This is a genomic window from Streptomyces sp. NBC_00483 (genome assembly GCF_036013745.1).
Lineage (GTDB): Bacteria > Actinomycetota > Actinomycetes > Streptomycetales > Streptomycetaceae > Streptomyces.
On sequence record NZ_CP107880.1, the window covers coordinates 498,492 to 520,041 of the forward strand.

General features: G+C 70.4%; 17 protein-coding genes. 4 read left to right on the top strand and 13 right to left on the bottom strand.

The window, feature by feature from the left end:
• Positions 1-15: 15 nt before the first annotated feature.
• On the bottom strand, positions 16-1,533 hold the full coding sequence (locus tag OHA73_RS02405) for a PucR family transcriptional regulator (RefSeq protein ID WP_267072351.1): 1,518 nt from the start codon (positions 1,531-1,533) through the stop codon (positions 16-18).
• A 231-nt stretch (positions 1,534-1,764) separates the two neighbouring features.
• Between OHA73_RS02405 and OHA73_RS02410 the strand changes: the two genes are divergently transcribed.
• Both OHA73_RS02410 and OHA73_RS02415 read left to right on the top strand, forming a co-directional pair.
• Entirely contained in the window at positions 1,765-2,601 is an 837-nt protein-coding gene (locus tag OHA73_RS02410; protein ID WP_267072350.1) for an FAD binding domain-containing protein, read from the top strand.
• Positions 2,598-5,372, top strand: coding sequence for a molybdopterin-dependent oxidoreductase (locus OHA73_RS02415; protein WP_267072349.1), 2,775 nt, complete (start codon positions 2,598-2,600; stop codon positions 5,370-5,372). The genes OHA73_RS02410 and OHA73_RS02415 overlap by 4 nt, the downstream gene beginning before the upstream one ends.
• 32 nt (positions 5,373-5,404) lie before the next feature.
• Here OHA73_RS02415 and OHA73_RS02420 read toward each other — a convergent pair whose 3' ends face one another.
• The 9 genes from OHA73_RS02420 to OHA73_RS02460 all read right to left on the bottom strand — a co-directional run bounded on the left by OHA73_RS02420 (position 5,405) and on the right by OHA73_RS02460 (position 16,513).
• Positions 5,405-6,514 (bottom strand): GDSL-type esterase/lipase family protein, encoded by a 1,110-nt coding sequence (locus tag OHA73_RS02420; RefSeq protein WP_327653993.1) that lies wholly within the window; start codon positions 6,512-6,514, stop codon positions 5,405-5,407.
• 155 nt (positions 6,515-6,669) lie between these two features.
• On the bottom strand, positions 6,670-7,821 hold the full coding sequence (locus tag OHA73_RS02425; protein ID WP_327653994.1) for an FUSC family protein: 1,152 nt from the start codon (positions 7,819-7,821) through the stop codon (positions 6,670-6,672).
• A 134-nt stretch (positions 7,822-7,955) separates the two neighbouring features.
• Complete coding sequence (locus OHA73_RS02430) at positions 7,956-8,885, bottom strand: LysR substrate-binding domain-containing protein (protein WP_266717817.1); 930 nt, start codon at positions 8,883-8,885, stop codon at positions 7,956-7,958.
• A 100-nt stretch (positions 8,886-8,985) separates the two neighbouring features.
• A complete protein-coding gene (locus OHA73_RS02435) occupies positions 8,986-9,822 on the bottom strand; it encodes an HpcH/HpaI aldolase/citrate lyase family protein (protein WP_327653995.1) in 837 nt (278 codons plus the stop codon).
• On the bottom strand, positions 9,819-10,994 hold the full coding sequence (locus tag OHA73_RS02440; protein ID WP_327653996.1) for a CaiB/BaiF CoA transferase family protein: 1,176 nt from the start codon (positions 10,992-10,994) through the stop codon (positions 9,819-9,821). Before OHA73_RS02440 ends, OHA73_RS02435 begins: the two co-directional genes overlap by 4 nt.
• A 77-nt stretch (positions 10,995-11,071) precedes the next feature.
• Complete coding sequence (locus OHA73_RS02445) at positions 11,072-12,478, bottom strand: GntP family permease (RefSeq protein WP_267072344.1); 1,407 nt, start codon at positions 12,476-12,478, stop codon at positions 11,072-11,074.
• Between the two features lie 86 nt (positions 12,479-12,564).
• The gene (locus OHA73_RS02450; protein ID WP_327653997.1) at positions 12,565-13,329 is read right to left on the bottom strand and encodes an alpha/beta fold hydrolase; all 765 of its coding nucleotides are present in this window, start codon (positions 13,327-13,329) and stop codon (positions 12,565-12,567) included.
• 151 nt (positions 13,330-13,480) lie between these two features.
• Entirely contained in the window at positions 13,481-15,535 is a 2,055-nt protein-coding gene (locus OHA73_RS02455; RefSeq protein ID WP_327653998.1) for a phosphocholine-specific phospholipase C, read from the bottom strand.
• Positions 15,536-15,784: 249 nt separating this feature from the next.
• Positions 15,785-16,513: a TetR/AcrR family transcriptional regulator gene (locus tag OHA73_RS02460; protein ID WP_327653999.1), complete on the bottom strand. Its 729-nt coding sequence runs from the start codon at positions 16,511-16,513 to the stop codon at positions 15,785-15,787.
• 89 nt (positions 16,514-16,602) lie between these two features.
• On the opposite strand from OHA73_RS02460, the gene OHA73_RS02465 reads away from it, so the two are divergent.
• On the top strand, positions 16,603-17,487 hold the full coding sequence (locus tag OHA73_RS02465) for an SDR family oxidoreductase (protein WP_327654000.1): 885 nt from the start codon (positions 16,603-16,605) through the stop codon (positions 17,485-17,487).
• Positions 17,488-17,497: 10 nt separating this feature from the next.
• On the opposite strand, the gene OHA73_RS02470 is transcribed toward OHA73_RS02465, so the two are convergent.
• Positions 17,498-18,511: a LacI family DNA-binding transcriptional regulator gene (locus OHA73_RS02470; protein WP_327654001.1), complete on the bottom strand. Its 1,014-nt coding sequence runs from the start codon at positions 18,509-18,511 to the stop codon at positions 17,498-17,500.
• Positions 18,512-18,699: 188 nt separating this feature from the next.
• Between OHA73_RS02470 and OHA73_RS02475 the strand changes: the two genes are divergently transcribed.
• Positions 18,700-20,178 carry a glycoside hydrolase family 43 protein gene (locus OHA73_RS02475; RefSeq protein WP_327654002.1) on the top strand — a complete coding sequence of 493 codons (1,479 nt, stop codon included), beginning with the start codon at positions 18,700-18,702 and terminating at the stop codon, positions 20,176-20,178.
• Here the strand turns inward: OHA73_RS02475 and OHA73_RS02480 are convergent.
• Positions 20,166-20,351, bottom strand: a complete 186-nt coding sequence (locus OHA73_RS02480) for a hypothetical protein (RefSeq protein ID WP_327654003.1) — start codon at positions 20,349-20,351, stop codon at positions 20,166-20,168. The genes OHA73_RS02475 and OHA73_RS02480 overlap by 13 nt on opposite strands.
• A 22-nt stretch (positions 20,352-20,373) precedes the next feature.
• Entirely contained in the window at positions 20,374-21,525 is a 1,152-nt protein-coding gene (locus tag OHA73_RS02485; RefSeq protein WP_327654004.1) for an LCP family protein, read from the bottom strand.
• Positions 21,526-21,550 lie beyond the last annotated feature (25 nt).

Genomic DNA, 21,550 nt, shown 5'->3' on the forward strand with positions numbered 1-21,550 from the left:
GGACCCTGTGCCTCCTCAGCGGCTCAGGAGCGCGGCGTGCAGGTCGAGTTTGTGGTCGAGGCGGGACAGGTCCCGTCCGGTGAGCGCCTCGACGCGGCCGATGCGGTAGTGGACGGTGTTGACGTGCAGGTGCAGCGCTTCGGCCGTGCGCGCCCAGGAGCAGTTGTGGGCGAGGAAGACCTTCAGGGTCTCCAGCAGCATGGCATGTGAAGCTGTGCCGCCGTCGGCGAGCGGCCCGAGTGCCTGCGCGTTGAAGACGGTGCGTACGTCGGCGGGGACACCGGCGAGCAGCGCCTCCAGGGACGTCAGGCTCTCGGCCAGGGACACGTGACCGACGTCAGGGGATCGGTGCCGGGCCGCTACCAGGGAGAACCTGGCCTGGGTGAGCGCGGCGTGCAGGGCCGTGGGCCGGGTGGTGAGGGTGCTGACTCCTGCGTACAGCGGGGTGTCGGGGCGGCAGCCGTGCAGCAGGGCCCAGGGCTCGCTCAGCGAGAAGGGTTCGTCGCCACCGTGTCGTACGACAGCGACCGCCTCCCCGTTCGCACTCGTTCCGGTCGCGAAGTCGGTGGACGGCAGATGCAGCAGGGCCTCCCGCAGGGCCTGTTCGGCGTCGTGGGCCGCGAGTCGGTCGCCGGCGCTCGCGGCGATGACCCGCCAGGGTCCGTCGGCGAGCGGCCCATGGGAGGCCAGAGCGCTCGTGGGCTCTCCGGTGACGAGGTCGGCCCGGTCGACCAGACCGATGAGCTCCTGCTCGCTCCCGCGCGTGGACGCGTCCCTGCGGGCACGATCGTGACGGTGCTGTCCGAGTACCTCGGCCGTCTCGCGCAGCGCACGGGGTGGCGCTCCGTCGGCCTGTGGGAGGTGGAGGTACCAGGTGTCGTAGGGCGTGCTCTCTACGGGGATGCTCAGCGTCTCGCCGTCCGGGCCGCGCAGGCTCCGGACCGCCTGTGCGGCGGGTAGTTCGGGCGCCGACGGGGTGCGGGCGATCGTGCGGCCGGTGGCGGTGAGGACGTAGGCCGGCGGGGAGCCGAACGGGGCGAGCGCGCAGGCCAGGAGGTCACTGGCCGAGGAACCGGCGGAGAGGAGACGGGTGAGGGCGGCCCGTACGTGCTCGGGCAGGGCGAAGTGAGGCGCGGGGCGGCGGCTGAGGTCGCTCCACTTGCGACGGTAGACGGCCTCGGTGATGGCCCGGAAGTTGGTGTGCGCCGGCACGGCGAGGAGCGCTATGCCGTGCACCTCACAGGAGTTGACCACGTCGACCGGGACGGACCCGTGGGTCTCCTCCCCCGCGAGCAGCGCCGTTGCCCCGGACCGGGCGAGCGCGGAGACGAAGCGTTCGGTGCGGGCCCGGGAGTCCGACGCGTTCCACCACACCAGGCCGCTGAGCACGACGTCCCCGCGCTGGAGGAAACGCGTGGGGTCGTCCAGATCGGTCGCGGTGACTCCGCTGATCTCGCGACCGAGCAGCTCGTGGCCGCCCCGGAGGAGGGTGAGGTCGAGATCGTCGATCTCGAGGAGGTCTCCGACGTGCATGTGCTGGCTCCTAGTGCGGCCGCCGGGCCCGTTCTCCCGACATCTTGCATTCGCTAGGCGAATGCGACCTGAGTCATCGTAAATGCGAGGTCCCAAAAGGAGAAAGCCTCTTGGTTGATTCACCAAATCACGGGAGGTTCCGGCGGTGGTTTTCGTGCCGCGCACCAGTCGTTTTCGCAGGCCGCACCAACTTCACTGGAGCGCGGAACACAGGCCGACGCTGGTGGGGACATGGATCTGAACACGGTTCTCGACGTGCGCGACGCACGTCTGCGCGAGCCCTGGCGGCCGGGCGACGCCTGGCTCGGCGGCGGGACGTACCTCTTCTCGGAGCCGCAACCACACCTGCGGCGCCTGATCGACCTGGGCCGGATGGGCTGGGAGCCACTACAGACGCCGCCCGACGGCTCGTTGGAGATCGCGGCCACGTGCACGATCGCGCGCCTGTCCCGGTTCGGGCGCTCGCTCGACGCTCCGGCCGCACCCCTTTTCGAGCAGTGCTGCCGCGCCTTCCTCGCCTCGTTCAAGATCTGGAACATGGCGACCGTCGGCGGCAACCTGTGCAACGCCCTGCCCGCAGGACCGATGATCTCCTTGACCGCGGCGCTCGACGGCGCGTGCCTGCTCCAGGCGCAGGACGGGTCTCGGCGGCGGGTGCGGACCGCCGACTTCGTCACCGGAGCAGGCCAAAAGGTGCTCGCCGAGGGCGAGTTGCTGCGCTCGGTGACGATTCCCGGCCGCTCGCTGCGCTGCCGCACCGCGTTCCGACAGGCGTCGCTCTACGGCCTCGGGCGCTCGGGAGCCCTCGTGATCGGCGCACTGGATCCGGTGGACGGTTCGCTGGCGGTGACCGTCACCGCCGCCACCGTACGGCCGTTCCGGCTCTGGTTCGCGCTGCCGCCCGGCCGGCGTGAGCTGCGCGAGGCCCTCACGTCGGCGATCGGCGACGCCGACTGGTTCGACGACATCCACGGACTGCCCGAATGGCGCCGCCACATGGCCTTCCACCTGGCCGAACAGATCCGCCAGGAACTCACGCAAGGCATCACGCGGGACGGTGTGCGATGAGCTACAGCATCAACGTCAACGACCAGCCCTTCGATGCCGAGCCACGACCCGGCCAGTGCCTGCGTACCTACCTGCGCGAGCGCGGCTGGTTCGGAGTGAAGAAGGGCTGCGACGCCGGGGACTGCGGCGCCTGCACCGTCCATGTCGACGGTGAACCCGTGCACAGCTGCCTGTACCCCGCCGTCCGCGCGGAGGGCCGATCCGTCACCACGGTGGAGGGCCTCGCCCGGTCCGACGGCGAACTCCACCCCGTACAGCAGAAGTTCCTCGATGCGCAGGGCTTCCAGTGCGGTTTCTGCACCGCCGGATTCCTGATGACCACGGCTGCCCTCGAACAGGAGCGGGGATCAGCACACGACGACGGCAAACTGGACGATCTACCCAGGGCCTTCAAGGGCAACATCTGCCGCTGCACGGGTTATCGGGCCATCGAGGACGCCGTACGCGGGGTGCGGCACACCGAACGCCCGTGTGCCGGCGAGGCGGTGGGCAAGAGCCTCGGCGCTCCGGCCGGCCCCCAGATCGTCACGGGCACCGCCCGCTACACCTTCGACGTCGAGGTCCCCGGGCTTCTCCACATGAAGCTGCTGCGCTCCCCGCATCCGCACGCCCGCATCCTCGCCGTCGACACCTCCGACGCCCTCCGCGTCCCCGGCGTGCGCGCCGTCCTCACGCACGAGGACGCGCCCGCCACCCTGTACTCCAGCGCCCGGCACGAGCGCCCCACCGAGGACCCCGACGACACCCGCGTCCTGGACGACACGGTCCGCTACGTCGGCCAGCGCGTCGCCGCCGTCGTCGCCGACAGCGAACAGGCGGCCGAGGAAGGCTGCCGCCGCATCGAGGTGACGTACGAGCAACTCCCGTACGTCACCGACCCCGAGGACGCCATGCGTGACGGCGCACCGGTCATCCACGCCGGCAAGGGCCCCGAGGCACGGATCGCCCGTGTCGAGAACAACGTGGCCGGTGAGGTGCACGGCGAGATCGGCTCGGTGGCGGACGGATTCGCCGAGGCCGCGGTCGTCTACGAGGACACCTTCCGCACCCAGCGCGTCCAGCACGCCAGCCTCGAAACCCACGGCTGCGTCGCCTACTTCGAGCCGAAGGACGACGGCACCGGCGAACGGCTCACCGTACGCTCCAGCACCCAGACCCCGTTCCTGACCCGCCGCGCGCTCTGCGCCCTCTACGGGCTTCCGGAGGACGAGGTCCGTGTCGTCGCCGGCCGGGTCGGCGGTGGTTTCGGCGGCAAGCAGGAGATGCTGACCGAGGACATCGTCACCCTCGCCGCGCTCAAGCTGCGCCGCCCCGTCAAGCTCGAGTACACACGCGCCGAGCAGTTCTACGGTGCCACCACCCGCCACCCCTTCACCATCGCCGTCAAGGCCGGAGCCCGCGCCGACGGCACGCTCACCGCGCTCCAGATGCGCGTCGTCTCCAACACCGGCGCCTACGGCAACCACGGCCCCGCCGTCATGTTCCACAGCGTCGGCGAGTCCTTCGCCGTCTACCGCGCCCCGCACAAGAAGGTCGACGCCTACTCCGTCTACACCAACGGCGTGCCCGCGGGCGCCTTCCGTGGCTATGGACTCGGGCAGGTCACCTTCGCCGTCGAGTCCGCCATGGACGAGCTGGCCCGGCAACTGGACATGGATCCCCTCGCCTTCCGCGAGAAGAACATCATCGGCCCCGGCGACCGCATGATCACCCCGATCGGCGAGGAGGAGGACCTGCACATCGCCTCCTACGGCCTCACCCAGTGCCTGGGCATCGTGCGCAGGGCCATCGCGGAGGACACCAGCGGCGAGGAGGCACCGCCGGGCTGGCTCACCGGTCAGGGCACGGCCATGGCGATGATCGCCACCACCCCGCCCGGCGGCCACTACGCCGACGCGACCGTCGGTCTCCTCGCGGACGGCACGTACGACATCGCCGTCGGCACCGCCGAGTTCGGCAACGGCACCACCACCGTCCACAAGCAGATCACCGCGGGCGCCCTCAACACCACGGTCGACCGCCTGGCGATCCGCCAGTCCGACACCGACGTGGTCCGCCACGACACCGGCGCCTTCGGCTCGGCCGGCACCGTCGTGGCCGGCAAGGCGGTCATGCTCGCCGCGGAGTCCCTCGCCGGGCGCCTGCAGACGCTCGCGGCCCGGCACACAGGAGTGGCCCGGCACCTGTGCACGCTCGGCGCGGAGGCGGTCGACTGCGCGGGCCGCACCGTCACGTTGAAGGAACTGTACGAGGCGGCCCTTGCCACCGGGACGCAGAGCGAGATCACGGCCGACGGCCACTGGGGCGGCACCCCGCGGTCCGTCGCGTTCAACGCCCAGTGGTTCAAGGTCGCCGTGGACCCGAACACCGGCGAGATGAAGATCCTGCGCAGCGTGCACGCCGCCGACGCCGGCAAGGTCATGAACCCGTTGCAGTGCCGCGGCCAGATCGAGGGCGGAGTCGCCCAGGCGCTCGGCGCCACCCTCTTCGAGACCGTACGCCTCGACGAACACGGCAAGGTGACCACCGCCGCCTTCCGCCGCTACCGCCTTCCGCAGTACGCCGACGTGCCACGCACCGAGGTCCACTTCATGGAGACGACCGACGCCATCGGCCCGCTCGGAGCGAAGTCGATGAGCGAGAGCCCCTTCAACCCGGTGGCCCCTGCCTTCGCCAACGCACTGCGCGATGCCACGGGTGTCCGCGTCACCGAGACACCGATGACCCGCGACTGCGTCTGGCTGGCGATGGACCGGCAGGCGGGACCCTGAATCGGCTCACGCCTTCGATGGAGCAGCCACGCTCAGCCGAACGGCCCGTCGCTCGCGAAGACATGGTCGGCGAAGTGCTTGCCCATCCGGCGGTATGCGGCAGCTGTGGGGTGGAGGCCGTCGGCCAGGTCGTCCACCTCGTCCGGGCCGAGCAGTTCGCGGCCGTCGAGGTAGTAGAGGTGGGGGTCGTGTGACCTGCGGGCCTCCACGATCCGGGCCAGCTCGGCGCGGACCACGGTCAGGGACAGCGCACCGGTGGCGACATCTCCCGGGTCGCCCAGGGCTTTGATCTTCCCGTCCGGTCCCATCGTGGTCGGGCCGGGGGTCTCTTCGAAGGCGGGGCAGCTCACCGGGGACATCAGCAGGAGCGGGGTGTCCGGGTGGCCGTCGCGGATCGTGTCCAGGAATCCGTGGACCGCCGGGCCGAACGTCCGCGTTCGGAAGGCTGCCTGGCTCACGATGTTGATGCCGACCTTGAGGCTGATCAGGTCGGCGGGTATGTCGCGGATCGTCCGGGCGACGTACGGGTCGAGCATCGCGTTGCCCGCCTGGCTGAGGTTGATCACCTCCACCCCGCCGAGCGCGGCCGCCACCACCGGCCAGGTGCCGGTCGGGCCGTCGGCCTCGATGCAGTGGCTGATGGAACTGCCGTGGTGCACCCACCGGCGGCGTCCGTCCGGCAGCGGCGCCAGCACCTCACCGTCGGCGCGCAGTGCCACCAGTTCCGTGGGGGTCTGCTGCGGCAGCCACAGCTCGACGTTCTTCATGCCGGCCGCCAGCCCGGTGAACCGTACGGTCCCCGGCTCGCCCGCGATCAGTTGCTGCTCGGCCCCGGGGCCCGCCATCCGCATCACATTGCCCACCGGGGTCTGACGGCGTCCGGCCGGGGCGCCGTCCACCACGAGATCCAGCATCCCGGTCGGGCGCGGCTCGGGATCGGTCTCGAGCTGTCCTGTCGAGGTGAGTACCTCGAGCTCCAGCTCAGTGGCATCGGTGCGGAACACCAGCCGCACCCCCGAAGGCATCACGGTCACTCCATAGACCGTTGGGTCCTGGTACTGCTCCGTGGTCCAGGCGGGCAACCGGCGCGGCATCAGCCCCGCCTTCGTGGTCTCCAGATCCAGCGCACCCCGGAATTCCACCGGCCCACCCACCAGAGGCACCGCCCGCACCGCCACCGTCACCGCTCCTGCCTCAGGTCGAACATCCCAGGTCCGGATTGCCGACATGAACCTACTGATCATCGACGTTCGATGACAACCGGTCGGCCTTCTTCACTGATGACCGCCGTTGTCACTCAGGCGTCGGCGGCCTCGCGCAGGACATCGCAGGTGTTCTGCAACTCCTCCATCAGTCGCGTGGCTTCGACGATGAGGACGCCGTACGGGCGGGAGACGTCGGCCAGTGGCAGGTCGTATCGGTCCGCCGTGTCCATGACCTGTTGCAGTGCCTCTTGCGCCACGCCGGCCGCATCCAGCATCTCCTGGGCCTGTTCGGTGAGCGTGTCGATGTCGAGTTCGGTGATGACATGGGCGATGTCTCGCAGGCGGAGGGCGAAGTCGGCGTACGCCTTGAAGGCCGGGGCGTAGGTGTAGGTGTTCTCCGTCTCACGCCACTGGTCCAGGCTCCGGGTGAGCGAGGCAAGTTGGTGGACAGCCCGTTCCATCGCGCTCAGGACCTGGCGAAAGCAGCCGAAATCCAGGTAGCTGCGATGGGCCGGCAGCAACCGCCGCGGGTTGAAGGGCAGACTGTTCTCCGCCGTGTGCAGCCCTGCCCGGGCCTGGCCCACCGCATCCTGCGCCCGCTCCCCCGCCCGACGCCACTGCGCCGCCCGATCGGCGTCCACGTCACCCTCGCTGAGGCCGTCGGCCAGATCACCCAGCAACGACTCCATCTCGGCCGCCAGGACGTGCAGCCCCTGCTCGGCGCTGCGGTAGCGCAGCGGCGGCGCGATGCACAGGTTCACGACCAGACCCACCCCACAGCCGATCAGGACCAGGACGATGATCTGCCCCAACTGACGCGCCCCGTCGGTGCTCGTCGTGGCCGCCGCGTAGGTGGAGAACGCGAAGAACGCCGCTGTGGAGACCTGGGACCGCTGTTCACCCAGCGCCGGCCACTGGCTCAGAACCAGCGCAATGATGGCGACGACCGCGAAAGCGAGCAGGTCCGGTCCGGCCGTGAACCCGATCGCCGCCTGTACGGCCACTCCCACGACGACCGCCGCCACGTACCGCAGCGTCTGCCACACCGACGTGTGCAGCGTGACGTTCATCGTCAGCACCGCGGAGAAGGGTGCGAACGCCGGCGACGTCGCGTTCATCAGGTCGTACGCGATCCACCACGCCAGGGTCGCCGCCACCACACGCTTGACGACCAGAAGGACGGTGTGGCGTTCATGCCCCGCCGACCCCCACGCCCGTCCCAGCCACGCTCCGACATTCCGCATTCGACCCACCACACACTCCAGCTTCCCCTCGGTTTCCGAGCCCCGCACGCGGTGGGCGGGGCCCAAGATCAGGTAACCCGCAATGGCACCTATGAATCACCGTGCACTGGTTAGGTGAATCACTGTGCACCCGGTCAGGCCAGGCGGATGCCCGGCCACCGGCCCGTGTCGGCCAGTTCCCTGGTGACCTCGACGATGCCGCGGCGGACCGCCACCACGGTGTCTCGTGGCTCATAGCTGTCGGTGGCCGTGCGTACCGCGATGTGGCGGCGCAGCGCGGGGTCGATGATGCGGCGGACGCCGATGCGGTGCTGGGCGCCGTGGACCGCGACCACCGAGCGCGGCAGGATCGTGCAGGCCTCGCCGCTCTCCGCGATACGGATCAGCGTGCCGAGGGATTCCACGTCGCCGACGTTCCTGGGCACCAGCCCGTGGGCGGCGAACGCCCGGTCCACCAGGGCCCGCAGGTTGCTGCGCGCGCCCGGCGTCACCAGCGGCACCTGCCGCAGGTCGTGCAGGGACACCTCGTCCGGTCTTTCCGGAGCGGGGTCAGGGTGACCGATCAGGTACAACTCCTCCGAGTAGAGCGGGAGTTCGGCCGAGCGTGGCGCGTCGTCCTCGCGGAACACCGCTGCCAGATCGAGGCGGCCTGCGAGCAGCAGCTCGTGGACGTAGCCGCTCATCGACTCGAAGAGCTGCAGGTGGATGCCCGGGTAGTGGGCGCGCACCCAGGAGAACAGGGCGGGGGCGAGCGGCGCGGTCACCGTGGTGGGCAGGCCGATCGCGACCGGGCCGTGGACCGGCTGCCGGCCGCCGGTGATGTCCTGCGCGAGGCGGTCGAACTGCCGCACCAGTTGCTGCGCGTCCCGGTAGAGCGTCCGGCCCTGGGACGTCGGCCGTACGCCGCGCGGGCCGCGGTCGAGGAGCCGGACGCCAAGGTGTGCTTCGAGTTGGGCCATGCGCTGGCTGATCGCGGGCTGCGACACATGCAGCACGCCGGCGGCCCGGGACAGGCTACCGGCGTCGACGACGGCGATGAAGTCGCGTAGCTGGGCGATGTCCACGGTGGGGTTCGCGGCCGCCTTCCTGCTCTGATTCCCGCTCGGGTTCCGGCTCGGGTTCCTGCCCTGATTCCCGCTCGGGTTCCCGCTCTGGGGTGCTGGCCTATGACGTTGCGTGCCGTGCGGCGGGCTCGACCTGGTGGAGGATGCGGCGGGCTCGTTCGACGACAGGCCGGTCGATCATCTCACCGTCCACGGTCGTCGCCGCGTCGTGGCCTGCGTCGAGCACGCGCCGGGCCCAGTTCAGCTCGTCCTCGGTGGGCGCGAAGGCCGCCCGCACGTGCGGGAGTTGCGCAGGGTGGATGCAGAGTTTTCCGCCGAAGCCCCAGGCTCGGGCGCGAGCGGCCGCCCGGGTGACGGCATCCGCGTCACGGACGGCCGTGGTGACTCCGTCCACGGGTGCGGGCCGTCCGTCCGCCGCCGACCAGCGGACGAGGTCGGCTCGGGCCGTGTCCAGCGCCCGGTCGTCGGACACGCCCAGGTCGAGGGCGAGGTCGATGCTGCCGAAGAGCAGCCTCACGGAGGCGGGTTCGGCGGTGATGCCGTCGAGGTTGACCAGCCCTCGCGCGGTCTCGATCAACGGGAGTACGCGGACTCCGCTAGCTGCGGCCGCCTCACGCACCTGCGCCGCCGACTCGGTCTTGGGCAGCACGACAGCCGCGGGCGACAGGGTCCGGCAGGCGGCGAGGTCGTCCGCGAACTCGGCGGTTCGGGGGCCGTTGACCCGTACCGCCACCGGCACGTCGGCGTCCCGAGGCCAGGCTGCGCGCAAGTGGTCACGGGCGGTCGCCTTGTCGTCCGCAGCGACGGCGTCCTCCAGGTCGATGATGACGGCGTCGGCGCCGCTGGCGGCCGCCTTCGCGAACCGGTCAGGGCGGGAGGCCGGCACGAACAGCCAACTCACCGCCGTTTCCAGTGGGTTCACCGAGTCGGCGGTCATGCGGCACCCCGGCTGGTGAGTTCGTCGATCTCGGCGTCCGTCAGGCCCGCTTCGGCGAGGATGGCCCGGGTGTGCTCGCCGACGCCGGGCACCGGGTCCATGCGTGGGGTGTCGTCGACCAGTCCCGGCGGGGCCAGCGCGGGGATCGGTCCTGCCGGGGTCTCCACCTGGTGCCAGCGGCCGCGGGCGGTCAGCTGCGGGTGCTCCCACACCTCGGCCAGCGAGTTGACCCGGGCGTGTGCCACCGGGACGGCGGCCAGCAGCTCGACGGCCTCGGCGGCAGTGAGCTCCGCGAACCGTGCCGCGATGATCGCGCCCAGTGCCTCGCGGTGTGCGTTGCGGGCGGCGTTGCCTGCGTAGTCCGGGTGCGTCGTCAGCTCCGGGCGCAGCAGGAAGCGCTCGCAGAAGGCCGCCCACTCGCGCTCGTTCTGGATGCACATCATGACGACCTTGCCGTCCCCTGCGGTGAAGGGACCGTACGGATAGATGGTCGCGTGCGCCGCGCCCGCGCGCGGCGGCGGCTCGGCGCCGTCGTACGCGTAGTACAGAGGGAAGCCCAGCCACTCCACCGTGGCTTCAAGCATCGATACGTCGACATGGACACCCTCGCCGGTGCGGCCACGCTCCAACAGGGCGGCGAGGATCGCGCTGTAGGCGTACATCCCGGCGGCGATGTCGGACACGGAGATGCCGACCTTCGCCATCTCCTCGGCGGTACCGGTCACCGACAGCAGCCCGGATTCGCTCTGCACCATCAGGTCGTACGCCTTCGCCGTGGCGTACGGGCCGGGAGTGCCGTAGCCGGAGATGTCGCAGACGATCAACTCCGGGTGGGCGGCGTGCAGTTCGTCCCAGCCGAGGCCGGCCCGCTCGGCCGCGCCGGGCGCCAGGTTCTGCACGAAGACGTCGGCGTCGGCGAGGAGTCGGCGCAGGGCGTCCATCCCCCGGGGGTCCTTGATGTCGAGGGTGAGCGACTCCTTGTTGCGGTTGACCCACACGAAGTGGGAGCTGAGTCCGCGCACACGGGTGTCGTAGGCGCGGGCGAAGTCGCCGGTGCCGGGACGCTCCACCTTGATCACGCGGGCGCCGAGGTCGGCGAGCTGTCGGGTGGCGTACGGAGCGGCGATGGCCTGCTCGAGCGAGACGACGGTGATGTCGCGGAGGGGTTGCATGTGCGTCTTTCTCTTGGGGTTCTCTTGGGGGTGCTGCCGGCTTCTCTCGGGCTTGCTGCCGGGTCGGGGCAGCGGTCTCACACCACGAAGCTCACGGCGATGACCAGTACCAGCGAGACGACCGATGCCATCGCGGTCACGAAGGTGAGTGCTTTGAGCGCGCCTCGGGTGGTCACTCCGAGGAGCGGTTGGAACATCCAGAAGAAGTTGCTGTTGACCTGGAGGGCGAAGAGCGAGCCCGAACCGATCGCCAGCGCCAGCACCGCGGGCGGCACGGCGAGGTCGCCCATGATCGGGGCGATGATCCCGGCGGCCGCGATGGCGGCGACACCGATGGAGCCGATGGCCAGGTGCAGCAGCGCCGCGACCAGCCACACGAGCAGGATCGTCACCACGGTGGACATGCCCGCGTCGGCGGAGAAGATCCCGGAGAGCACCTTGTCGAGGCCGGTCTTGCCGATGACGGCCCCGAGCGATCCGCCCACGCCGGTGACGAGCAGGATCTGCCCGGTGCTGTGGAAGCCCTCGGTCACCGCCTGGTCCACCCGCTCGTTGGTGAGCACCCGCTTCGCCAAGGTGTACGCACCGACCAGGCCTGCGAACAGCGCGAACGCCGGGTTGCCGAGGAAGGCGAGCAGATCCGACTCCACGCCCGCGGCGTCGGCGATGGCGCCGGTGGCGATGAGCAGCAGCGGGACGACGATCGGCAGCAGCGAGAGGTACAGCGGCGGCAACGGGCGGCGGGCGCCGGGGTGTTCGTCCTCGGGCGCGGGCACGGCCGCGGTGGCGGTGGCGGCGACATCGGCCGGTTCGTCCCGCGCGTCCTCGTTGTCGGGCGCGTCCTCGTTGACGGGCACTTCGTCGGTGTCCGCGTTCCACAAGCCGAGGCGCAGCAGCCGACCGTAGAGGAACGTGGTCAGCAGCGCCGCGAGCGGGCCGAGGACGAAGCCGTACACCAGCATCGTGCTGAGCGGCACATGCAGCAGTCCGGCGACCGCCAAGGTGCCGAGGCCGGGCACCACGAACACGTAGCCGACCAGGATTCCCGCGCTCAGTGCGCCGCCCATCATGGGCAGGCCGTAGCGTCCCATGCGCGGCGCGGCGGACTTGGCCAGCGGGGCGGCGAGGACGAGTTGGACGTCCACGTAGATCGACGGGAAGACGGCGCTGAGGGCTCCGGCGAGCGCGTAGGGAAGCTTTCCCGGGCCGAGGATGCGCATCAGCTTCTCGACCAGTTTCTGCAGCGCCCCCATGGAGTTCAGCAGTGAACCGAGCAGCACGCCGAAGCCGATCAGCAGCCCCACCTCGGCCATGATGTCGCCGAAGCCGTCGACGATCGTGTTGATGGTGCCCTCGAAGCCGAGGCCGGTCGCGATGCCGAGATAGAGCGAGCCGATGACCAGGGCGATCACCGGTTCCACTTTCGGCACCAGAATCAGTAGGACAACCACGAGGATGGCTATCGCGGTATGCAGAGCTGTCACGGGGGTTCCTCTCACCACGTCGTGAGTACATGTGAGGGAAACACGGTGATCACGGTGGCGGAAGGCAGGAATCCGCGATGGGGGTATCAGGCGTCCTTATGGCGTTCGTGCAAGTCACCAAGCGCCTGCGCCACCAGCTCCGGAGTCTCGTACATCGGGCTGTGGCCGGCGTCCACGAGCGACAACCGGGCGCCGGGCACGGCCGCGGTCATCGCCTCCGCGTCGTCGACGGTCCGTACGGCGTCGAAGCGCCCGTGCACAACCGACACCGGCATCCGCAACTGCCCCATCCGCGGGGCGAAGTCGGTGGCATGCTGGCTGCTCAGCGCGTCGAGCGCCGCTTGGACCGGGACACCGTGCCCGTACTCGAGCAAGCGCTCGCGCACCTCGGGCGACGGCCTCCGGTGGAACGAGCGGTCCATGACCGCCCGTACGACGTCCGCGGTCCCGTCCCTCCGCATCGAGGCGATCAAGGACGTGACATCACCGTGGTGGTGCATGTTCGGCCCCGTGTTGATCAGCATCAGTGCGCCGACCAGATCGGGCCGGGTCAGGGCGAGTTGCAGCGCGATGGCGCCGCCGGTGGAGTGCCCGACGAGGAGGACGGGATCCTGCCCTGCGTGGCAGATCGATCCGGCGACCCACTCCGCCACTTCCTCGATGCGGTGCGAGGGCGCGTCGGTCATCCACGACAGGGCGTGCATCTCGAAGCGCTCGTCGAGCAGCTCAGCCAGCCGTTCGAAGATCAACGGTGAGCCGAAGGTGCCCGGAAGCGCGATCACCTCCCGGGCCCCGACCCGCCTCACGGCGCCCGACCCGTCCGAACCCGCGGTCTGCTGAGAGGGGATCATGTTCTGCTCCATCGTTGGACAGCGGACCGCACGGTGGACAGCGGACCGCACCGGGACGGCGGCGCCGGCGAGCCGACCCTACGAAGATCGGCTCGACCGGACAAGGGGCGGTTGCCACCCCGGTTGGCCGCCGTCCACCGCCGTCCACCGCTCAGACGGTCGCGATACCCGGGTCGCTCACCGCCGGCGTGCCGTTCTCCACGTGCCCGGCCAGACGGCGCAGCCAGCCGGTGACACCCTCGGCGCGCACCGTCAGGTCGTACCAGCGCCGGGTGCTCTTCAGGTCGACGGTCTGCCGGACCGTGCCACCGGCGGGCACGGTGTACGTCTGCACGCCGCCGCCGTACGCGTTGGTGACGGTGAGTCGGACGGCCGCGGACGTCGGGTTCGTCAGGGTGAGGGCGAGGTTGCCCGTGCCCGCGTCGTGGCGCGCGGTCACCTCGGGGCCCGCGGTCTTGTTGTCACCCTGGAAGGCGCGCAGGAAGCCGTTCGGGCCGTGCGCGGTGAGGTCGTAACGGCCCTCGGAGTAGGTCGAGTTCCAGCTGTCCGCGATCGACTTCCCGGCCTCGGCCGTGTACGTCCAGGGGCCGTCGCCGCGGCTGAGCGAGCGCACCTGGAAGGCGGCACCGGACCGGTCGCCGCCGCTGAGGGTGAGCCGGTACTTGCCGGTCGCGATGTCGGCCGCGCCGTCGACGTACGGGGCGTAGGCGAGCGGGCGGCTGGGGCGCGAGCCGGCCTCCTGACGGGGCAACGCGCCCTGTGCGGGCGGCTTCGGTACGTAGCTGGGGTGGCGGTCGCGGTCCGGCGGGGTGTAGCCGGTGGTGTCGGGCAGCTCGGCCGGGTCGGTCACCTTCATGGAGAAGTCGAAGGCCGAGGTGAGGTCGCCGCAGATGGCGCGGCGCCAGGGCGAGATGTTGGTCTCCTGCACCCCGAACCGCCGCTCCATGAACCGCAGGATCGAGGTGTGGTCGAAGGTCTCCGAGCACACGTAGCCGCCGGTGGACCAGGGCGACACGACGACCATGGGGACGCGCTGGCCAAGACCGTAGGGGCCGGCGGCACGCGTTCCACCGGGGTAGTAGTCGAGCTCAGTGTCGACGGTGGACAGGCCCTGGTCCGCGGACGCCGGCGGGTAGGGCGGCACGACGTGGTCGAAGTAGCCGTCGTTCTCGTCGTACGTGATGAACAGGGCGGTCTTGCTCCACACTTCGGGGTTCGAGGTGAGGGCGTCGATGACCTGGGAGATGTACCAGGCGCCGTAGTTCGCGGGCCAGTTGGGGTGCTCGCAGAACGCTTCGGGCGCGGCGATCCAGGAGATCTGCGGCAGCTTGCCGGCCTTTACGTCGGCCTTGAGGAGGTCGAAGTAGCCGTCCCCCGCCTTGGCGTTCGTGCCGGTGCGCGCCTTGTCGTAGAGCGGGTCGCCGGGCTTGGCGTTGCGGAAGTTGTTGAAGTAGAGGAGCGAGTTGTCCCCGTAGTTGCCCCGGTAGGCGTCGTCTATCCAGCCCCAGCCGCCGTCGGCGTCGAGGCCGTCGCCGATGTCCTGGTAGACCTTCCAGGAGACACCGGCCTTCTCCAGGCGCTCGGCGTACGTCGTCCAGCCGTAGCCCGCCTCCTCGTTGCCGAGGACGGGGCCGCCGCCCGTGCCGTCGTTGCCGACGTATCCGCTCAGCATGTAGTAGCGGTTGGGGTCGGTCGCGCCCATGAATGAGGAGTGGTAGTCGTCGCAGACCGTGAACCGGTCGGCGAGGGCGTGGTGGAAGGGGATGTCCTCCCGGGTCAGGTACGCCATCGTTCCGGTGCTCTTGGCGGCGATCCAGTTGTCGTACCTGCCGTTGGCGAAGGCGCTGTGGCCACCGGCCCAGTCGTGGTCGAGCCCGGCGATGAACTGCATGCCGAGGTCGTCCGCGTCCGGGTGGTACGGCAGGGTCTCCTTGCCGCCGCTGGACTGGTGCCAGACCGGCTTGCCGCTCGGCAGGGTGACCGGGCGCGGGTCACCGAATCCGCGGACGCCCTTCAGGGTGCCGAAGTAGTGGTCGAAGGACCGGTTCTCCTGCATGAGCACCACGATGTGCTCGACGTCCTGGACGGTGCCGCTGCGGCGGGAGGCGGGGATGGCGGCGGCGCGGTCGATGGAGCCGTTGAGCGCCGTGAGAGCGGCGGTGGCTCCGGCGATCTGCAGGAAGCGACGCCGGTTGAGTTCGGTCATGTGTGGGGGGTTCTCCTGTTTCTTCAGTGGTGACGCGTCAGAGGCTGTTGTGCCCAGAGACTTGTCAGGCAAGGAGCACGGGCAGCGCAGCACTCATTACGTCACCGCCGACCGACAGTTCGGAGACATCAAGTCGAACTCGTTCTTACGCGAATCGACACAGATGATCAAGACACTGCACCAGGCGGTCACATGCCCATCACTGGCCGACTCACGCCCCCCAACAGCCGACGATCCACTGACGCAGGGTCAGGCCTGAGGCCCGCCACCGTCCGCCGCCAAGCGGGTCAGCCACTCCCGCAGCAGGCCCTGCTCGGCCTCGCTGAGGACATCCACCTTGTCGGGCAGCGCCGCGCGCAGTGCCCGGGCCGCCGGGGCGGGGCCGGACTCCGCGGCGGAGAAGGCGGGTTCGGCGCGGGTGATGGCGGCGACCATGGACTCGCGGAGCACGGTCAGCAGCGCCGGGTCGCGGCGTTCCGCCGGGGTGGCCTGCCAGGTGATGACGGCGCCCTGGCCGGTGGCCTGGATGATCTGCGCCGCCAACTCCTCGTCGACCCGCAACCAGCCTGCCGCCGCGAGTCGGCGCACCCGGCCATGAAGGATCTCCAGGCCCGCATGGTGTGCCACGTCCGCCTCGCGGCCGGTGGCCCTGTTCATCACCGCGAAGAGCCCGGGGCGCGAGACACCGAACTCCACCACCATGTCCCAGCCACGGCGCAGCTCCTCCACCGGATCCTGCGGCGCGGGGTCGAGCTGGGCGCGCTTGCTCTCCAGGAACTGCGCGTAGCCGTGCTCGGCGACCGCCTCCAGGAGTCCGTCCTTGTCGCCGAAGAGCCGGTAGATCGCCGGTGGCTGCAGCCCGGCGGCGGCGGCGACCGCGCGGGTGCTGACCGCGTCCGGCCCCCCGCTCTCCAGCAGCTCGACGGCCGCTTCGACGATGCGGTTCCGGGGGCTGTCTGCGGCGTCACGGGTAGGCATGTATCGATGATACCGAGATATTGCTTCCATCGTTAGTTCCAGTGTTACCGTTGCAGTGATTCCACTGGAAACACGGTAGGGAGAACCCCGTGATCATCGTGACCGGAGCCACCGGAAAGCTCGGCCGTCGCGTCGTCGAACGCCTGCTGGAGCGCGTCCCCGCCGAGCGTGTCGGCGTCAGCGTCCGCGACCCCCAAAAGGCCCAGGACCTCGCCGACCGCGGAGTCCGCGTGCGGCAGGGCAGCTTCGACGACCCCGCCTCACTCGTGCACGCCTTCGAGCACGCCGAGCAGCTGCTCCTCGTCTCCTTGGACCGCACCGGCGAGGAGTGCGTCGCGGGCCACCGCACCGCCATCGACGCCGCCGTGAAGGCCGGCGTCGGCCGCATTCTCTACACCAGCCAGATGGGCGCCGCCCACGACTCGCTCTTCCAGCCGTGCCGCGACCACGCGAGGACCGAGGACCTGCTGCGCGCCACCGGCCTGCCCTGGACCGCGCTGCGCAACGGCTTCTACGCCGCGAGCGCCCTGCAGTTCCTGGAGCCCTCCCGCCACAGCGGCGACATAGCTCTGCCCGCGGACGGCCCCGTCGCCTGGACCGGCCACGACGACCTCGCCGAGGCCACCGCCGCGATCCTCACCGACGAGGGCCGCTACGAGGGGCCCACTCCTCCGCTCACCGGTCCTGCGGCGCTCGACTTCGACGCCGTGGCCGAGCTCGCCGCTCAAGCCGCCGGGCGGCCCTTCACCCGCACCGTCGTCCCCGACGACACCTTCCGCGAGCAGGCCGTGGCGCACGGTGTGCCCGCCCCGATGGCCGACCTGATGCTGAGCATCTTCGCGGCGGCGCGAGGTGGCGAGTTCAGCGCCGTCGACCCGACGCTGACCGAGCTGATCGGCCGTGAGCCCGCCGGCTTCCGAGCCCTGCTGGACGGCTCCTGGAACGAGGTGGTTGAGGAGGTTCCAGGGCGATGACGTGAGGCGCTCAACTCCCGGTGCTCTCCCGCACGATGAGCTCGTGGCCGACGACATGATCCCGCGGTGGGGCCCCGCCCGGATCGTCGATGCGGTCGAGCAGGAGTGCCACCGCGGCCCGGGCGATCTCCTGCTTGTCCGGGGCCACCGTCGTCAGGCTCGGCACACTGAAGCGCGAGGCCTCGATGTCGTCGAAGCCCACCACGTCGAGGCTTCCCGGCACGCTCACCCGCCGCTCGTGCAGGGCCCGCAGCGCGCCCAGAGCGAGGTGGTCGTTGAGGCAGAGCAGGGCGTCGGGGCGCGGATCCGTGTCGAGGAGGGCGGTCGCGGCCCGCGCGCCGTCCCGCCACTGGAAGGCGTCCACCGGGATCACGAGGTCGCCGTCGAAGGGGACCCCGGCCTCCTTCAGCGCCTTGCGGTAGCCGTCGGTGCGCAGCCGGTCCGTGCCCTGCCGACCACGCGCCCTGCCGCCGACGACAGCGATACGACGCCGGCCCCGGGACAGCAGGTGTGCGGTGGCCTCGCGCGCCGCCGCCACGTTGTCGATGGCGACATGGTCCGTGCCGCCCTCGGCGGGCCGCTCGCCGAGCAGGACCACGGGGAGGTCCCGGTCGCGGGTGGCCAGGTCACGCGGGTGCAGCGCGAGCGGACTGAGGATGACGCCGTCGGTGAACTGGGCGTCGAAGCCGTGCAGCGCGGCCAGTTCACGCTCGCGCACCCCGTTCGTCCGGTGCAGGAGCACGGTCCGGCCGCGCCGGTCCGCCTCGGCCATCACGAGCCCGGCCAGTTCGGCGAAGTACGCGACGTCGAGCTCGGGCACGGCCAGGGTGATCATGCCGGTGCGGCCCTGGCGCAGCTGTCGGCCCGCGATGTTGACCCGGTAGCCGAGCGCGTCGATCGCCTCTTTGACGGCCTCGCGGGTCCGGTCCGACACATGCTCGAAGTCGTTGATCACGTTGGAGACGGTCTTGGGCGAGACACCCGCGTACTCCGCCACGTCCTTGAGCCTTGGCCTGCCCGCCACGCCGCTCACCCCTTCCGCTCACCCCGTCCACTCCGTCCGCCGCCAGTGAGCGTATCCACCCGGCTGCACCTCTTGGCCGGATCGCCGTTGGTGGCCGACCCGCCGTCCCAGCCGCCGCGTTGACACGCCTCTGCCCCTTCCCTACCGTCCAGAAGCCTCGAGGCTTACATCGATGTAAGGAGAAGCTCATGCGCGCACGACACCGTGCCGCCCTGGTCGCCGGTCTGGCAGCCGCGTTGATCGCCCTGTTCGCCGGCCTGGTCAGCGCGACGCAGGCCACCGCGGAGAAGGCCGCGCCGACCTCCGCGCAGAAGTCGGCATCGGCCGCGGCCGCATCGAGCACCTTCCGCAATCCGCTCAATACCGGTCCTGACCCGTTTCTTTCCTACGCGAACGGGGCCTACCACCTCACCACCACCCAGGGCGACAGCATCAAGATGTGGAGCTCGCCCTCCCTGGCCACGCTGCTCGACGCCGACCCGAAGACGGTGTGGACGGACAGCGACGCCTCGCGCAACCAGCACATCTGGGCGCCGGAGTTCTACCGCTCCGGCGGGCACTGGTACATGTACTACACGGCCGACGACGGCACGGACGACCACCACCGCCTCTACGTCCTGGAGTCGGACGGCGACGACCCGACCGGCCCGTACCACTTCAAGGCGAAGCTCACGCCGCCCAACCACGCCAACGACTTCGCGATCGACCCGGGCATCCTCCAGCACAACGGCAAGCTCTACCTGGCGTACAGCGGCATCAACCAGTACCAGCACAACGGCCTCAACATCGCGCCGATGTCGAACCCGTACACCGTCTCGGGCGACGCGGTCGCCATCGACGGCGCCGGCGGCTGCCCCGAGGTCCGCGAGGGCCCGGAGTTCCTGAACCGCAACGGCCGTACGTGGATGACGTATTCGGCCTGCGACACGGGCAAGCCCGACTACCAGGTGTGGATGATGTCGCTTGCGGACGGCGCCGACCCGCTCGTGGCCGGCAACTGGAAGCAGCACGACGGACCGGTCTTCAAGCGCGCCGACGACCGCGGCGTGTTCGGCCCCGGCCACCACGCCTTCTTCAAGTCCCCGGACGGCAAGGAGGATTGGCTGATCTACCACGCCAAGACCACGTCGACGAACACCTACAGCAACCGTACGACCCGCGCCCAGAAGATCAGTTGGAACGCCGACGGCAGCCCGAACCTCGGCACACCGCTCGCCATGGGCGCCACCCAGAACCTGCCCTCCGGCGACCCCGGATCGGGCAACCACTGGATCAACGACGACGGCCGCTCCAGCGGGTCCGGCTCCGTCAAGTACACCGGCACGTGGAACTCCGGTACGGGCTGCGCGGCGCAGTGCTTCTGGAGCGACGACCACTGGAGCGACAAGGCGGGCAACACCGCGACGTACTCCTTCACCGGCACCCGGATCGCCCTGCTGTCCGTCAAGGACACCGGTAACGGCATCGCCGCGATCAGCGTCGACGGCGGGCCCGAGCAGCGCGTCGACTTCTACGGCGCGATCCGCACCGGCGAGACCCTCCAGTACCTCAGCCCACGCCTCACGAACGGCCCGCACACGGTGCGGGTCCGGGTGACGGGCGACAAGAACGCGTCCTCCTCCGGCGCGTTCGTGAGCGTGGACCGGGCGGAGGCCTACACGGACTGAGCGGCGGCGGCGACGTCGTCCGGCCGCCGCGGAGGTGGGCCCTGCGTCCACACCACCCGCAGCGTCGACGCGGAGATCCGCCAGCCGTCGGCCGTCCTGACGAGTCCGGTGTCGGCATAACCGGCGGAGATGAAGACGCTGCCCGAGCCGTCGGCCAGCACGTGGGTGCTCAACTGGGCCCGGACGGTTCGGTCGTCAGGCGCCCGCGCCCGACGACACCACAGGTGAATCGGTCCGGTCGCCCACCGAGCCCTGCGTCGCCTTCTTCGGGACCGGCTGGTCGTGGCGGAGGGCCTTCCATACGCGGTGCGAGGCCTTTTCGAGGGGGAGGACGCGGCCCGCGTCCTGCGCGTCGTAGGTGACCGGCAGGGTGACCATGGTCGTCCGGTCGGGGCTGATGCCCTTCAACTCCTTGGCGAGGCCGAGGAGTTTGTCGGCGGAGGCCAGCTCGGAGTCCGCGCTGATGCTCTTGGTGGCCGTGTCCGCCAGGGCGTAGGACTTGCTCGGGCTGCCCAGCGGGTCGACGGTGTCGGCGCGGTGGATCAGGGCCTTGATGAACGCCTGCTGGAGCTGGATGCGGCCGAGGTCACTGCCGTCGCCCACGCCGTGCCGGGTGCGGACGAGTGCGAGTGCGTCCTTGCCCTTCAGGCGGTGCTTTCCGGAGTCCAGGGAGAGGCCGCTGTTGCTGTCGTGGATGGCGTTGCGCGTGGTGATGTCCACGCCGCCGAGCTCGTCGATCATCTTCTGGAAGCCCTTGAAGTCGACCTCGAGATAGTGGTCCATGCGGACGCCGGACATCTTCTCGACCGTCTTCACGGTGCAGGCGGGCCCGCCCAGCGCGTACGAGGAGTTGAACACGGCCTTGTGCTCCGCCTGGACGTCGCCGTGCGAGGTCTTGCAGGTGGGCCGGTCGACCTCGGTGTCGCGCGGAATGCTGACGACCGAGGCCTTCTTGTGGGTCTTGTCGACGTGCAGGACCATCGCCGTGTCCGCGCGGGCGCCCATGACGCCGCTGCCGTACTCGCCGTGGGTTCCCGCCCGGGAGTCGGACCCGAGCAGGAGGATGTTCATCGCGCCGTCGTGCTGTTCGTCGGGCCGGTCGGAGCCGAGGGCGGCGTCCACGTCCGTGCCCTTGATGTTTCCGTTGAGGTGCTGCCAGGCGTAGGCCACGCCGCCGCCACCGACCAGGGTCAGCCCCAGGGCGCCGCCCGCGATCCAGCGCAGGGCGCGCTTGCGCTTGCGGTGCTTGGAGCGGCGCAACCGGGCGGGGCCGTAGGCGGGCACTCCGGGCGCCGCGGGTTCATCGGCCGGGTGCGCCTGGTGCTCGTTCCCGCTCTCGTGCGGCATGGGGTCTTCCTCACTGCTCAGTGCT

Coding starts and splice junctions, on each gene's coding strand:
- OHA73_RS02435 (WP_327653995.1), bottom strand. CDS start 9,822: ATGACCGCCGACTCGGTGAACCCACTGGAAACGGCGGTGAGTTGGCTG.
- OHA73_RS02410 (WP_267072350.1), top strand. CDS start 1,765: ATGGATCTGAACACGGTTCTCGACGTGCGCGACGCACGTCTGCGCGAG.
- OHA73_RS02425 (WP_327653994.1), bottom strand. CDS start 7,821: ATGCGGAATGTCGGAGCGTGGCTGGGACGGGCGTGGGGGTCGGCGGGG.
- OHA73_RS02450 (WP_327653997.1), bottom strand. CDS start 13,329: ATGATCCCCTCTCAGCAGACCGCGGGTTCGGACGGGTCGGGCGCCGTG.
- OHA73_RS02440 (WP_327653996.1), bottom strand. CDS start 10,994: ATGCAACCCCTCCGCGACATCACCGTCGTCTCGCTCGAGCAGGCCATC.
- OHA73_RS02415 (WP_267072349.1), top strand. CDS start 2,598: ATGAGCTACAGCATCAACGTCAACGACCAGCCCTTCGATGCCGAGCCA.
- OHA73_RS02485 (WP_327654004.1), bottom strand. CDS start 21,525: ATGCCGCACGAGAGCGGGAACGAGCACCAGGCGCACCCGGCCGATGAA.
- OHA73_RS02455 (WP_327653998.1), bottom strand. CDS start 15,535: ATGACCGAACTCAACCGGCGTCGCTTCCTGCAGATCGCCGGAGCCACC.
- OHA73_RS02460 (WP_327653999.1), bottom strand. CDS start 16,513: ATGCCTACCCGTGACGCCGCAGACAGCCCCCGGAACCGCATCGTCGAA.
- OHA73_RS02475 (WP_327654002.1), top strand. CDS start 18,700: ATGCGCGCACGACACCGTGCCGCCCTGGTCGCCGGTCTGGCAGCCGCG.
- OHA73_RS02405 (WP_267072351.1), bottom strand. CDS start 1,533: ATGCACGTCGGAGACCTCCTCGAGATCGACGATCTCGACCTCACCCTC.